This is a genomic window from Nonomuraea sp. NPDC049695 (genome assembly GCF_040674955.1).
Lineage (GTDB): Bacteria > Actinomycetota > Actinomycetes > Streptosporangiales > Streptosporangiaceae > Nonomuraea > Nonomuraea helvata.
In genome coordinates this window covers 20,522-32,735 of sequence record NZ_JBFANV010000105.1, presented here as the reverse complement: position 1 = coordinate 32,735, position 12,214 = coordinate 20,522, and the positions used below count along the sequence as shown (strand labels likewise).

Here is a 12,214-nt window from a genome sequence, read left to right as displayed (position 1 = left end):
TCGAACGTCACATGATCGAGAAGAGACAAGCCTCATCGGCCCTGCTGAGGACCGCTGTGGCATAGAACCGTCTCCACGTTTTCAGGGGATTGACAACGGCTTGTAAGCATCCAGCAGTGTGGTGCGGTGGGTGGCCGCCACCAGCAGTTCCTCCAGGCCGGCCGCGCGGGCGTAGCGGCGTACGGCGTAGTAGTCGAGGTTCAGGTCCCGGCTGATGCCCTTGAGCGAGCGACCTTCGGCCACCAGCTCCTGTACCTCGGCGTATCGTCTGGTCGTCCGGGCCACCAGGGCGCGTTCGCGGCCGTGGACGTCCAGGTGGCCGTCCGGTGGCTGGGGAGGGGTCGCAAGCTCGCCGCGGTTGCCGGGCAACTCGGCATACGCTTGCTTGACGCAGCCGTGGTGCGCGCCGACCGTCTTCTCGACGGCTTCGGTCAGGTTGTTCCAGACGTGCCAGCGATCGACCACTTGCCGGGCTTGAGGTGCTCCGATACGGGCGGCCTCGGCGTAGGCGCGGGCACGGTCACGGGTGATGATCTCTACCTCAGGGTGCAGGGCCAGCCACGCGGCCACTGGGCGCGCCTCCCGGGTCGGGAGCACCTCCACGGGACGCCGGGCCTCCAAGTCGACCACGATCGTGGCGTAGACGTCGCCTTTGCGCAGGGCGAAGTCGTCCACCGCCACGGCCCGGACCGCGCCGACCACCGGTTCGGGGTGCGATCGGACCAGCCGCAGCAGGGTGTCCTTGGCGACCGGCATTCCGAGCCGAGCCGCCAGCCGGGCGCCTGCCCGGGCCGCCATGCTCACCGCCACCGACGTCAGCATCTCCCGTAACAGCGGCGTGAAGCGGGCGTGCGGGCTGGTCAGCCCCTCGACCTGTTCGGCGAACGTCGCCGCCGCGCACCTGGTATTCACGCACTTGAAGCGCCGTATCGTCACCGCCAGCACGGTCTTGATCCCGCTCAGCGCGGCGTCGGCCAGCCGCCGGACGTACCGGTCATGCACCCGGCCCGACGCTACACCGCAGTGCGGGCAGACCCCTTCATCTGCTCGGCACCGGGCGTGCAAGGTCACCATCCCCGCGACCCGCTCCACGACCTCGACCACGATCCCCGCCCAATGCGGGAGCAACTCCTCAACCCATCCCGGAACGCACTCCGAATATGATCAACTACAAGATCGCTACACGTCCCAAGATCAGCGACAGAGCCTGCCGATCCGTACGCGCCTCTGCACGTTCGGGAGTACGCCCGACAGGTGTCACGACCATCAGGTCAGAGGCCATATGGCCATGCCGCGGGTTCGCCCTTGGTCCGCAGACGTTCCCGGTCCGCGAGGCGGCGGAGCCGCCGCTGTCGGCTCGTAGAGCGACAGCAGATCCTCAACGTCACCGGCCTGCAGGTAGTCCATGAACACGGGCCCCACCCGCTGAGGTGTCTCGGCACGGCGCCGGGCGGTGAGGCCGACCTGCTTGTCGCCCCGGTCGGCCGCAGCAAGCAGGTCTGGCGGGGTGCGTATCACCGCGGGAGGGTCGGGCCTCGGCCTCGGCCTCGCGCTGTCACGCGGCGGGGCGTCCCGCGGGTGATCGTGGACGAAGTCGTTTTTCAGGCTGGTGCGAAGGCCGTGATTGCGTCGACGAGGTCGGCCGGAGCTTCCAGCGGGATCAGGTGACCCGTGTTCGGAATCACCGTGAAGTCGGCTCCGGAGAGGTAGGGCACCAGGTTGTTGGCGAGCACGTCGACGGGCTCGACTTGGTCGTTCTCTCCGGCGACGACGAGGGCGGGGACGTTGATCATGCGGGTGTGCTCGCAGACGTCCTCCGCGATGCCGCGCAGCGGCCACTCCGTGCGGGCGGCGTCGGTGCTGGCCCGCGAGTCGGTCGCGATCTGCGACCTGATCGCTTCGGGCAGCTCTGTCGCGGTGAGGATGTGATCCCGTGCGCCAGCGACGGACTCGTCGGAGTCGTAGGCGTGGGAAAGGCCTTCCCGGTACTCGGGAGTGATCTCTACGGCGGGCTTCGCCGGAGCGGAACCGACGAGGATGATCCCGCGAAGGCCGGCGGGCCGGGTCGCCGCTATGAGCTGCGCGATCTTGCCACCCATGGAATGTCCGACGAGGACGTATTCGGTGACGCCCGCGTCGGCGATCACGGCGAGCGTGTCGTCGGCGAGTTGGCGGAGGGTGTAGGGGCCGGCCAGGTTGCTCGAGCGGCTCCACCCGCGGAAGTCGACAGTGAGCATGTCGCGTCCCGCGAGGCGGTCGACGACGAGGTCCCAGGTGCGGGCGGATCCACCCCAGTAGTGCAGAAACACCAGGGTCGGTCCGGTCCCCGGCCGGTGGTCATAAGCGGGCAGTAGCGGCTGCTGCGTCGTGTTCATCGAGACTCTCTAGATCAAGGTTCTGAGGCGGTTGTTCTGTGTGTTCATCCAATCTCTTCCGCTGCGCCAGGGCATCGGCACGACTGGTCACCTGATGGTGGAAACTGGACAGATGACCGTGATCCGGCAGATGACCTACCAGCCCGTCGGGCGCCGTGCCGCCACTGTCGAAACCATGACGTTCGACCGCCTTCGCGAGCTGAATGACGGCGGGACACAGCGTGCCGACTTCCACGTCCTCGCCGTCGTCGATGCCGGGCACGGATCCGTCACCGTGGACTTCCTCCGACACCCGCTCCAGGAGCGGTCCGCGGTGTGGGTCGCTCCTGGGGCTGTGCACCGATGGGATGACATCGCTGGCGTGGCTGGGCACGTCGTGCTGTTCGTGCCGACCGCGCCGGTCACCCACGCCACCCGGGAGCTCGTCGCGTCCCCGGACCTGGTCGCACACTGGTGCATTTCCGACGCGGACTGGCCGTTCGTCGACACCGCGCGCGACCATCTCCTCCTCGAAGCATCCGCCCCACCCGGGGATATCTCGACGGAGCTGCCCGAGATCCTGCTCTCCGCGCTCATCGCCCGGCTACGGCCCCCCCACGCCGAAGCACGGTCGATCAATCCGGTGTTCCGACTGTTCCGGTCCAGCGTCGACGCGCACTTCCGGGAACATCACGACGCCGGCTACTACGCCCGGACACTGGGATACGCGCCCCGCACCCTCACAAGAGCGGTGCAGCAGGTCACCGGCCGCAGCGCGAAGGCGTACATCGTTGATCGGATCGTCCTGGAAGCCAAACGGCTCCTCGCACACGACCGCCTCACCGCGGCCGCCTGCGCCAACACGCTCGGCTTCTCCGACGCGTCCAACTTCTCGGTGTTCTTCCGGAAGGCGACAGGCATGCGCCCGGGCGCGTGGCAGGCGACGGTGGCCGCCGAGTGAGCGGGTGTACTTAAAAAGGCACCATCCGTGATCAAAGAGCGTCGCAACTCCATGATCGTCAGGGCTCTGTACCTGCCTCGCTGCTTGGGTATCACCGTGCCTATCTGTGCGACCTCTTAACAGTGTGAATCTGGCGATCGTCTCGGCTCCGTCAGGGTACTTCTCCCTAGTTACACGGGTGAGCGGCGGATGCTCTCAAGGACCTGCAGATGCACCGGACGCTACGAGTCCAGCTGATCACCAAGCTTCATGAGCGCTCGGCGCGTCTCTTCGGACGAGACTTCGCTGTACACGTTCATGGTCACGGATATCTGTGAGTGGCGGAGGATCTGCATGGCGACGCGCGGGTGGACGTCGAGGGCGACGAGCAAGGATGCGCAGGTCTTACGGGTCGCGTGTACATAGGCTGCGCCACTTGCGCCCGCACCGCAAGATCCTTACCAGTGAGGCCGGCCTCCCGCCGAAGCCTCCGCAGCAACTCACCCAGCGCCCTCAACCGATCCCGCCGCTCATCCACACGCAGCGTTCTACCATCAGCCCCGCTCGAAGCGCCGACACATGTACGGATGAGCGATATCTACACGGAGCCCAAGCCGGCGCCCGCTGGATGGCGTGCTGCCGGACGGGCCTAACGGGCGGACCTCTTAGCTCTAGCGTGAGACCAAGACAGAGTTGGTCATGTTAGTGATGGTAAGCCACTACTGGGTCCACTATTGCTGACTTGTGGAATCTCGGCCGTCCGACGGTTGGTCGAGATTCTGTTCTCTCTGCCTTTGCTCGGCTTTGATTCTTTCAGCTTCCTCAACAAAATCAGCGAGCGCTTCCTCTGGCTTGAGGCGCTTGTAGCGGCCTATGCCTAGGTCGTAAATACTCCACTCATGCTCTAGCGCATCAGCTGTTTGCTGAAGATAGAACCCTCTATCTTTGAATTTGAAGTATCCAGTGAAGCCTGCCGATATGCCAACTAGGAATGTCGCAACGACGGTGGCCCATCGAAAGCTTTCTTGCTCAACAGCAAGGCTGCTCATAGAGGCTGCGAACAGAGAGCCTACAATAACAAGCGATTGAAACACGTTATTGATTCTTCTGTAGCGCCTACTGTCTCGCCTAAAGGATTCAATATCCCGGTTGGTGTCATCTTTATAGATGGATCGACGCTGGGAGAGTGTCAGCATGAGATTGATCGCCATAAATCTCTTGCGCTCACGTAGGACGGTTAGGTCGAGCTCGACGTCCCCCACCAACTTGAGGGCCTCGATGTTCCCAGCTCTACGGTTGGCGTAATAGACGATCGCGCCACCGATGAGCAGAATATCTATCGGGATCGCAATCGTGTTGATCAGCATCATGTCAAACTTGCCATATGTCGCTGCAGTGGATATGTAGATTGCGAAGAACATAGTGGGACCAAGTACAAGGCCAGCCCGAAATGCCAGTCGCTGTCTCTTGGTGCGTTGCAACTCGAGTTCCTTCAGAAGGATCTCGCGATTAATCTCCAAAAGCTGCTCAACGGGTCCTGTGTATTCGGGCGTCGCCACCGGTTGAACCTCGCTACTCTCGGATGGAAGTACTTCATTTTTGTGGGGCGATGTATGGGTAGGGTCAATAATTGCTCGGATTAGAACGTAGGTTACAGTTGCGCCGAGAGCAATCTGTATAAATAGCCCGAGATGATCTGGCGGCATAAAAGTTCGACAGGCATCTAATATCCACTTGGCAGGGTTGGTTGTTGATGCAAATTCGTGGATCAATCTCTCCATCGATGCCCGCGTGAAGTCGCGACTGTATTGCCGACCTTATCGACGAGCCCGCCTCGCTATCACTGGAAAATGCAAGTCACATCTTGATTGGCTGCTCATCTCCCCAGCCCGTCATTCCGGCCGCAGTAGATGCGTGCGTTCCCATTCCTTCTGTATCGCGTAAGCAGAAAGAAGTGTTACCTGGCGCAACTCTTGCTAACAGGCCGGGGTCTGCCCGACGGACCTTAAGACAGGTCTGTCTGCCGAGGACCTGTCCTGGATGCAGGACAGTCGGTCTTGCTGATACAGGTGCTAAGGGGCAAGTCTGGCGGCGATCGCTGGTGAGGCCTCCTGCTTTTGGCCTTGCCCGCGCGCGGCTGCCGGAGGTGACATCGTCACTGGTTGGAGCCCTGCCGAATTGCTCTCATATAGATCAAGCGGCGGCGCGGCGCGCCGCCGTACCCCCGGCCCTCCGCCCGCCCGCCGTCCGGGCTGCGGCCTGGGGGCCGGTCCCGGACGGCGGCGGGACACCGGGCCGGGCACCGCACACCCGCCACACCGTACGGATCAAACGCTCCGATTGGGCTTGCCACGCCGCCGCACAAATACAGCCCTCGCGATCGCCTGAGAGTGGCTGATCCTGAAACGGGGCTGGGGGCGATCGACGGTCCGGGACTTCGTTCCTCAGCCCCGGCCCACCGAGCACCGGAGTGATCTCGGCGGGCAAACGCGAACCAGAGTCAGACGCACGTGATGCGACCTACACCAGCCACGCCGGACAGACAATCGCTGAGAGCCGCCTCGGTCAGTGAGCATGCGGGCAATCGACTCGAACCCTTGATTTCATCGCGGACTCCGTCGGCCCCCTACGGCCCCGCCTTGCATCTGTCCACGGAAAGTCCCAAACTGTAACCTGTGGTTCAGCGATAATCCACCCAACCCTAAGACGGGTCCATGGCCAGGACCAATCACCCGCTTGCTAGAAAGAGGATTTTCTGCCGGCCGCAGCCTCCAATTGAACCGTTTTGCTAATGCTCTCTATCGAATACTAGGGATTTGGCCATGCGGACATCGACCTTAGCACTCGTAGCGATCGCGGGAATGGTGATCATCGTGATCGCGGCTGCCATTGCAGCCGTCGCCCCCGTCTTGTCGCTGTCATCCAGCGAAACCAGCATAGCGACCACGCCAGCTCCCGCCGCCTCCCGGCAAGCCAGCGACCAGGACGAAGAAGGCGGGGACCGGGTAGCTCCCGGAATCGCATGGTCGCTGCAACTTGACGAGGAGACACGCCGAAGCCTCGTCGATGCCGCTCGTAGAACAGGTGCATCCGTAGCGGTCAGTGTGGCTGCGAGCGGGACCGTGTACTACGGCGCCGTATATGGGCAGACCGAAGCCCAGGATAATTTCTATGCGATCGCCATTACCGACAAGATCCACTTCTGGTGGAAACAGGGCAGCAACGCATGGCACTATGGGGGGGAATTCCAAACAGCGGGCTGTATACCCCCCGTGCCGATCCGGTTGTACACTGCGTGGGGCCTGAGTCTCTCGACAGAACGACCGACCGATCAACCACCCTGTCCTGTCCGTCAATAGGCAGATTCATTCTTCTCATTCCGCGTTGTGTCGCCGAGCGTGCAAATGGCGGCGGGCCTGGGCTTTGGCAAGCCCACTTTTGGGAGCCACCTTGGGAGCCACCCGGACGGACGATCATGAACTGCGGCGGACGGAGACGTACGGCGAGGATGTCGCCAGACGAGGTGGAGAACGCCGGCGAACGCCCATGAAGATCGTTTGGGGCCTTGTAAACAGAAGGCCAGGCATCGGTGCCCTTGGCTCTACAGCCACAAGTACAGCCAAGAGGGCGAACACCGGCGGAACTCAGCGAACATCCACGGACACCGAATGCCGAGGTCAGAGCCGCAGAGCTTGATCGAATCGTCTTCTTTTAATCCGCAGGTTGATCGTCGTCGTCGATTGGCAGCGCACTGCACGCGCTTTCAAGCTCTCCAATCGCGATCATGTCTCGTACGGCGTCAACCATCGAGACGAAGCCAGGCTTGCGGATGATGACCAGATCCGAGCACCAGAAGTACCGACCGTTGAGGCATTCGCCCGTCCTCTGCCAACGATCCATGATCTCGGAGATGACCCCGGGGGTCATGAAGGTGGCATGGCGCTGGGTGCCGTCAGGAAGCGTGATAATCGCGTCGGCCTGATCGACGGTCTCGGGATCATGCCCTTCCCAGCAGGGGATCAGCATCTCGAAGCCAGGGCCGCTGATGCGACAGAAAGGGCCGTCGATCTCGATCATGCGGTGAGTCTGCCAGCCGTGCCCGTCGCGTGCCCGATGGGACGGGAAACGAGGGGGAACAGCGGGGAGTCACGGGGAACGCGATCAGGGCGCCGAGCTGCGTCTTCGCAGGTGGGGCAAGATTGGCATGCGTCTTTGCAAGCAGGATGTCAGGAGTTCGAATCTCCTAGGCTCCACTCCTTCTGCGGTACGTGTAGGTGGGCAGGGCTCCACCCGCCCGTTGCCCCGCTGGATGGTGGGCCTGCTGGAGCCCGCCCCAAAGGTCTTCCCTACGGGAGCGCTTCGCGCACGAGGCTCAGGCGTTACTCCCAGTCGGGCCCAGCCCCGACCCCTGGAGGGCTTCGCTTCGCTCAGACGCCCTCATTCGCCTTGCGTAATCCGGTCAGCTCGCCTGTGAAGAGCTCTTCAAGGGTCGCGCAGAAGTAGGAGTAGGCGGCGAATTCGAGAGCAGGCCCGTCCAAAGGGCGGTCCAGCAGGCTTTGCACGAGCTCGCGGGGTGTGCGGTCAGAGCGGCGATGGGTCAGGTCGTGGAGCAGGCCGAGGACGTCGCCGGGCAGGTCGATGGCTGCTTCCATGAGGGCGTGTGCCTTCTTACGTATCTCGTCCTTCAGGATGGCGAGGCAGATCGGGGTCAGAGCCGGGGAGGGGAGCGCGGACGCGGTGCGGATGACGGCGCGGGCGGCGCGCAGGAGATCACGGGAGAGCCCGCCCGACAAGCAGTGGCAGAAGGCGATGTAGGGCTCGGTGAGTCCGACGACTCGGCGGTAGAGGAAGCGCATGGACTCGGTGTAGGAGAGCGGCCCGACCCGGATGATCTCGTCGAAGGAGCTGTCGAAGGCGTCGCGGAACGGCAGGCCACGGCGTTCGAAGGCGCTCATCGCGTCGTCGGACACGGAGATCATGAAGTAGGTGTGCGGGAGGCCGAAGATGCCTTTGATCTCGTTCAGGAACCGTTCCGCTCGCTCTCCTGATCCGATCTTGTCGTGTTCGTCGATGCCGATGTACACGCTGTGATCGGGCTGGAGCAGACCGCACCGTTCACCAGGGCCTGGCCGACTTTGGGTGGAGATGCGGCTAGCCCTACCAGGGACATGAACCTTCCCGCATCTGCGGCGGCGTGGTGGTATTCGCTGATCGTGCCTGCGACGACGGGCTGATCCACGTTGTGGCGAGCCGAAGCGAGCCCGCCCACCCCGCTGTCCTGCCGAGGTCGTCCGGGGGATCAACCGTCAGGTGGCGGCGATGGTGGCCTGGAGTGCGACGTCCAGGGGGGTGGCGGTCAGGCCGAAGGTGTTCTCGAACGCTGAGGAGTCGACGACGAAGGGGCGGTCGAACTGGTAGCGGGTCTCTTTCAGCTCGCGGATGACGGGGTTGGTCAGCTCGAGCGCGAGCAGGATCGGCGCCGGGGGGCGGTTGAGGCGTGGCGCCGATGCGCCGGCGAGTTCGCACAGCCGCCCGGCCAGCGCGCGGGCCGTCAGCGCCGGGTTGGTCGGAGTGTGCCAGGCGCGGCCCCAGGCGCGCTCGTCGGTGGCGGCGATGGCCATCGCGGCGGCCACGTCGGGCAGGTAGGTCCACGAGTGGGGCTGGTCGGCGTCGCCGAGGAAGGAGGTGCGCTTGCCGGCGAGCAGCGAAGGCACGAAGCGGGTGCCGACCGGGGTCTGGTCGCTGGCGCCGGGACCGAAGTAGTCGGAGCTACGGACCTCGGTGACGCGAGCGCGGCCCGCCTGATGCGAGGCCAGCGCGTCGGTCCACATCTGGGTACGGATACGGGCCTTGACGCCGGCGGGGTTCAGGGGGAGATCCTCGGTCATCGGCGTGCTCACGGGGCCGTAGGCGTAGAGGTTGCCGGCGGTGACGAGCACCGCGCCGGTGGCCTCGGCGGCGGCGAGCAACGCGGCGGCCAGCGGCGGCCAGTCCTGGGCCCAGCGGGTGTAGGCGGGACCTGCGCAGTTGTGCAGGGCGTCGGCGCCCTTGACGATCCGGATGAGCTGCTCGCGGTCGTTGAGGTCGGCCGCGACGGACTCCACCCCGGCGAGGGCCGTGCCGGACCTGGTGATCACGACGACCTCGTGCCCTTGCGTGAGCAGATGCTCGGCAAGGTGCCTGCCGACCTGTCCTGCACCTGCGATGACGTGCCTGCCCATGGTGGCTCCTCTCGTGGATACTGCCGCTCTCTTGCGAGAGCAATGCTCTCTCAACGAGTCGTACAAGTCAAGAGCACTGCTCTCAATTCAGGACGCCGATCTGGCCGACGGCGTGACGAACCTTCTGCTACGGCATTCCAAAGCTGATGATCTTTCCTAGCAACCGTCATAGCGCGCTGGGACGGCCGGGAGGATCCTAGTGAGGTGGCGGAGAAGCCTCGGAGGCGATGCCCAGGTTGTGGTGAGCTCCTGCCTGGCTGGGTGTTGAGCGACAGGAGAAGGTCAGTGGGCCGCGACACACGTGTCAGTAGCAGAGTGTGATCAGACAGGTCGGGAGGACGGTATTCAAGCGAAGAGACTCGGCCAGTTGCCGCTGCGAAGCCGTACGTCCGTGGCCACCTCTTTCACTGACCGGCCGTCTGTGTCGACACACAGCCCAGCTGCCCCGGCGCGGTCGAGCGCCTTGGCTTCGCGCGCCGCTCGTTCGGCGGCACGATGCAGGGCGTCCGAGCCCAGCCCTCTCAGCTCGTCACCCGGTATGGCCGGCCCGCCTCCCCGGCCGCGCTGCGCGACGCGCTCGGCCAGCGTTGCCGGCTCGGCATGCAGACGACACACGGTCAATGTGACTCCGGGCAGCAACTCGGCGTAGCCGCGGAGAGTGTCGTCGGAGTCGGCCTCCCCGGAGACGATTAGGCACTGGGCGCCGGCCGCGCGATATCTGGCCCAGATGGCCGCAAGGTTGCGCGCCTTGAGGCGATGGCTGTCCACGTCGTCGTCCGCGACGGGACGTAGCGCACCGATCTGCTTCACATCGACGTAGGCGGTTCGCACGCCGGACCGGTAGACCTGCATGAAGATCTCGTAGCCGACCGTCGACTTCCCGACCGCCGTAGCGCCGCAGAGCCACAGGACGGGTAGCGGTCCGGAAGCGGGTGCGGCATCCACCTGCGGTGTCGGTAGGTGGTTCTGTCGGTTGACGAAACTGTTGAGCGTCGCGGCGGGAAGGGCGCCTGGCCATCGCCCAGCCTGCTCACGGACCAGCCGGGCCGTCTCGGCCACTCCGAAGCCGTCGGTATGCACGCACATGTCGGCGTAGTCGCTCCGGTCCAGGGACACTGCCTCGGCGACCGCGTCCAGTCAACCGGCCAAAAGCAGATCAGCCACTATGTGAGGTACAAGAGAGGTGTTCCACTTTTAATCCGTAGGTTCCGGGTTCGAGCCTTGGGTGCCCTACCACCAGTGAGGTCGCCGAGGCGGCAGGGACGCTTGGGTCAGTCCACACGTGCCCAGAAGTCGTACGGGTCTTGGCCAGGACGAAACCCGTGAGTCTCTGCCATCTGCGCCGCCTCCCGGAACCCGCGGGCGACGATAGACGGCTCGTGGGCGTCACTGCCGAACGTTACCGCCTGGCCACCTTCCTCGTGCCACCACCTCACCACGGTCGGGTGCAGCGGTATGCGTGTGTTGATCTCGAGAGCCCTGCCCGACTGAGCAGTCACCCGCAGCGCGTGCCGGAACTCCTCTTCGAACGCCAAGGGATCGAACGGGCCGGCCTCCCGCTGCGGCCAGTAACGGACCGGGTAGTCAATGTGAGCCAGCACCGAAAACACGTCACTGTCGGCGACGAGCCTGGCTACTTCGGCCAGGTACTCCCGCACGACCTCGGCCGCAGCTCGATGTCCATAGAGGCCTGGCGGCTCGGAAAATCCGTCGCCGTCCGGAAGGCAGTGCAGGGAGCCGAGCACTCGGTCGAACCGTCCAGCGCTGAGAACCTTCGCGATGGCGGCGGCATGCCGATGAGGTTCTCCCACTTCCAGACCACTCAGGATCCGAAGGTTCGGAAACCGTTCACGACACCTCTCGATCTCCTCCAGATATCCCGTTGCGTCGAACTCCGGAGGCGTCAATAGCCCATCCGGCGTACTCAAGGTCGCGAGATGGTCGTTTGGAGCGAGGGCATCGAGAGCGACCGTCCAGACCGTATGGTCAACATGCTCGCTGAAGACTATTGCCGGCAGCCCAAGCTCCACCGCCCGCACGCATGAGCGCTCCATCGAGCCTTTTGGGGCGTCCCAGGACCACTCACTGTGCACGTGGCTGTCCGGAGGCAAAATCATGAATCCCACTGCTCCTTAACGCATCTCGTCACGCCATTGTTCGAGATAGGGGCGCAAGCTCCTGATCATGGTGCGGACAATCCTGATAAGCAAGCGATCAGCGAGGGCCAGGGTTGCAGTCCAGGTTGCAAATGCGAGGCCGGTCACAGCCGTTCAGACTGGACCACCCACGCCCCTTGACCTGCATTGAACGATCTGGAACGGCCCGAACTGGATCTTTTAATCCGCGGGTTCCTGCGTCAACTCGCTCCCCGGCGTGCAGGGCGACGGCCTCCGATGCTGTCCAGCATCCCCGGCGTCGTGCCCGATCGCCTACTGCTTGGCTTGCCAAGCTGTACCCATGCGGAGAGGTGCGGCGCAATGCCGAAGACCGTCCCAGCGAGGATATCGCCGTGCCCGTCGCGTGCCCGACCGGGCGGGCAACGACGGGGAGTCACAGTGAAGGCGATCAGCGCGCGGAACTGCGTTTCCGCTGGTGGAGCAAGATCGGCATGCGTCTTTGCAAGCAGGATGTCAGGAGTTCGAATCTCCTAGGCTCCACTACAGGTCGAAGGCCACTACCCATGATCGGGAAGTGGCCTT

The 12,214-nt window shown here is 64.1% G+C and carries 12 protein-coding genes and 1 tRNA gene; 3 read left to right on the top strand and 10 right to left on the bottom strand.

Features of this window, described 5'->3' with window-relative positions; all coding sequences use genetic code 11:
- Positions 1–81 precede the first annotated feature (81 nt).
- The 3 genes from AB0J64_RS48915 to AB0J64_RS48905 all read right to left on the bottom strand — a co-directional run bounded on the left by AB0J64_RS48915 (position 82) and on the right by AB0J64_RS48905 (position 2,637).
- Positions 82–1,074: an ISL3 family transposase gene (locus tag AB0J64_RS48915; RefSeq protein WP_364043423.1), complete on the bottom strand. Its 993-nt coding sequence runs from the start codon at positions 1,072–1,074 to the stop codon at positions 82–84.
- Between the two features lie 527 nt (positions 1,075–1,601).
- Positions 1,602–2,375, bottom strand: a complete 774-nt coding sequence (locus AB0J64_RS48910) for an alpha/beta hydrolase (RefSeq protein WP_364043417.1) — start codon at positions 2,373–2,375, stop codon at positions 1,602–1,604.
- On the bottom strand, positions 2,338–2,637 hold the full coding sequence (locus AB0J64_RS48905) for a hypothetical protein (RefSeq protein ID WP_364043414.1): 300 nt from the start codon (positions 2,635–2,637) through the stop codon (positions 2,338–2,340). The genes AB0J64_RS48910 and AB0J64_RS48905 overlap by 38 nt, the downstream gene beginning before the upstream one ends.
- A gap of 99 nt (positions 2,638–2,736) precedes the next feature.
- Here AB0J64_RS48905 and AB0J64_RS48900 point away from each other — a divergent pair, with 99 nt between their 5' ends.
- Positions 2,737–3,315: a helix-turn-helix domain-containing protein gene (locus AB0J64_RS48900; protein WP_364043411.1), complete on the top strand. Its 579-nt coding sequence runs from the start codon at positions 2,737–2,739 to the stop codon at positions 3,313–3,315.
- A gap of 301 nt (positions 3,316–3,616) precedes the next feature.
- On the opposite strand, the gene AB0J64_RS48895 is transcribed toward AB0J64_RS48900, so the two are convergent.
- Entirely contained in the window at positions 3,617–3,832 is a 216-nt protein-coding gene (locus tag AB0J64_RS48895) for a helix-turn-helix domain-containing protein (RefSeq protein ID WP_364043408.1), read from the bottom strand.
- A 193-nt stretch (positions 3,833–4,025) separates the two neighbouring features.
- Positions 4,026–5,075 (bottom strand): DUF4231 domain-containing protein, encoded by a 1,050-nt coding sequence (locus tag AB0J64_RS48890; protein WP_364043406.1) that lies wholly within the window; start codon positions 5,073–5,075, stop codon positions 4,026–4,028.
- 1,041 nt (positions 5,076–6,116) lie between these two features.
- On the opposite strand from AB0J64_RS48890, the gene AB0J64_RS48885 reads away from it, so the two are divergent.
- Positions 6,117–6,653: a hypothetical protein gene (locus AB0J64_RS48885; protein WP_364043403.1), complete on the top strand. Its 537-nt coding sequence runs from the start codon at positions 6,117–6,119 to the stop codon at positions 6,651–6,653.
- A 352-nt stretch (positions 6,654–7,005) separates the two neighbouring features.
- Here AB0J64_RS48885 and AB0J64_RS48880 read toward each other — a convergent pair whose 3' ends face one another.
- The 5 genes from AB0J64_RS48880 to AB0J64_RS48860 all read right to left on the bottom strand — a co-directional run bounded on the left by AB0J64_RS48880 (position 7,006) and on the right by AB0J64_RS48860 (position 11,632).
- Positions 7,006–7,371 (bottom strand): hypothetical protein, encoded by a 366-nt coding sequence (locus AB0J64_RS48880; RefSeq protein WP_364043400.1) that lies wholly within the window; start codon positions 7,369–7,371, stop codon positions 7,006–7,008.
- A gap of 350 nt (positions 7,372–7,721) precedes the next feature.
- Complete coding sequence (locus tag AB0J64_RS48875) at positions 7,722–8,378, bottom strand: hypothetical protein (RefSeq protein WP_364043397.1); 657 nt, start codon at positions 8,376–8,378, stop codon at positions 7,722–7,724.
- A gap of 222 nt (positions 8,379–8,600) precedes the next feature.
- Positions 8,601–9,515 carry an NAD-dependent epimerase/dehydratase family protein gene (locus AB0J64_RS48870; protein WP_364043394.1) on the bottom strand — a complete coding sequence of 305 codons (915 nt, stop codon included), beginning with the start codon at positions 9,513–9,515 and terminating at the stop codon, positions 8,601–8,603.
- 345 nt (positions 9,516–9,860) lie between these two features.
- Positions 9,861–10,631: a hypothetical protein gene (locus AB0J64_RS48865; protein WP_364043391.1), complete on the bottom strand. Its 771-nt coding sequence runs from the start codon at positions 10,629–10,631 to the stop codon at positions 9,861–9,863.
- A 155-nt stretch (positions 10,632–10,786) separates the two neighbouring features.
- A complete protein-coding gene (locus AB0J64_RS48860) occupies positions 10,787–11,632 on the bottom strand; it encodes a PHP domain-containing protein (RefSeq protein ID WP_364043420.1) in 846 nt (281 codons plus the stop codon).
- 477 nt (positions 11,633–12,109) lie between these two features.
- On the opposite strand from AB0J64_RS48860, the gene AB0J64_RS48855 reads away from it, so the two are divergent.
- Positions 12,110–12,172: transfer RNA gene (locus tag AB0J64_RS48855), tRNA-Ser, on the top strand.
- Positions 12,173–12,214: the final 42 nt, after the last annotated feature.

Bases quoted from the DNA above. Each gene is read 5' to 3' on its own strand.
- AB0J64_RS48915 (WP_364043423.1), bottom strand. From the start codon at position 1,074: ATGGTGACCTTGCACGCCCGGTGCCGAGCAGATGAAGGGGTCTGCCCG.
- AB0J64_RS48910 (WP_364043417.1), bottom strand. From the start codon at position 2,375: ATGAACACGACGCAGCAGCCGCTACTGCCCGCTTATGACCACCGGCCG.
- AB0J64_RS48890 (WP_364043406.1), bottom strand. From the start codon at position 5,075: ATGGAGAGATTGATCCACGAATTTGCATCAACAACCAACCCTGCCAAG.
- AB0J64_RS48885 (WP_364043403.1), top strand. From the start codon at position 6,117: ATGCGGACATCGACCTTAGCACTCGTAGCGATCGCGGGAATGGTGATC.
- AB0J64_RS48880 (WP_364043400.1), bottom strand. From the start codon at position 7,371: ATGATCGAGATCGACGGCCCTTTCTGTCGCATCAGCGGCCCTGGCTTC.
- AB0J64_RS48870 (WP_364043394.1), bottom strand. From the start codon at position 9,515: ATGGGCAGGCACGTCATCGCAGGTGCAGGACAGGTCGGCAGGCACCTT.
- AB0J64_RS48860 (WP_364043420.1), bottom strand. From the start codon at position 11,632: ATGATTTTGCCTCCGGACAGCCACGTGCACAGTGAGTGGTCCTGGGAC.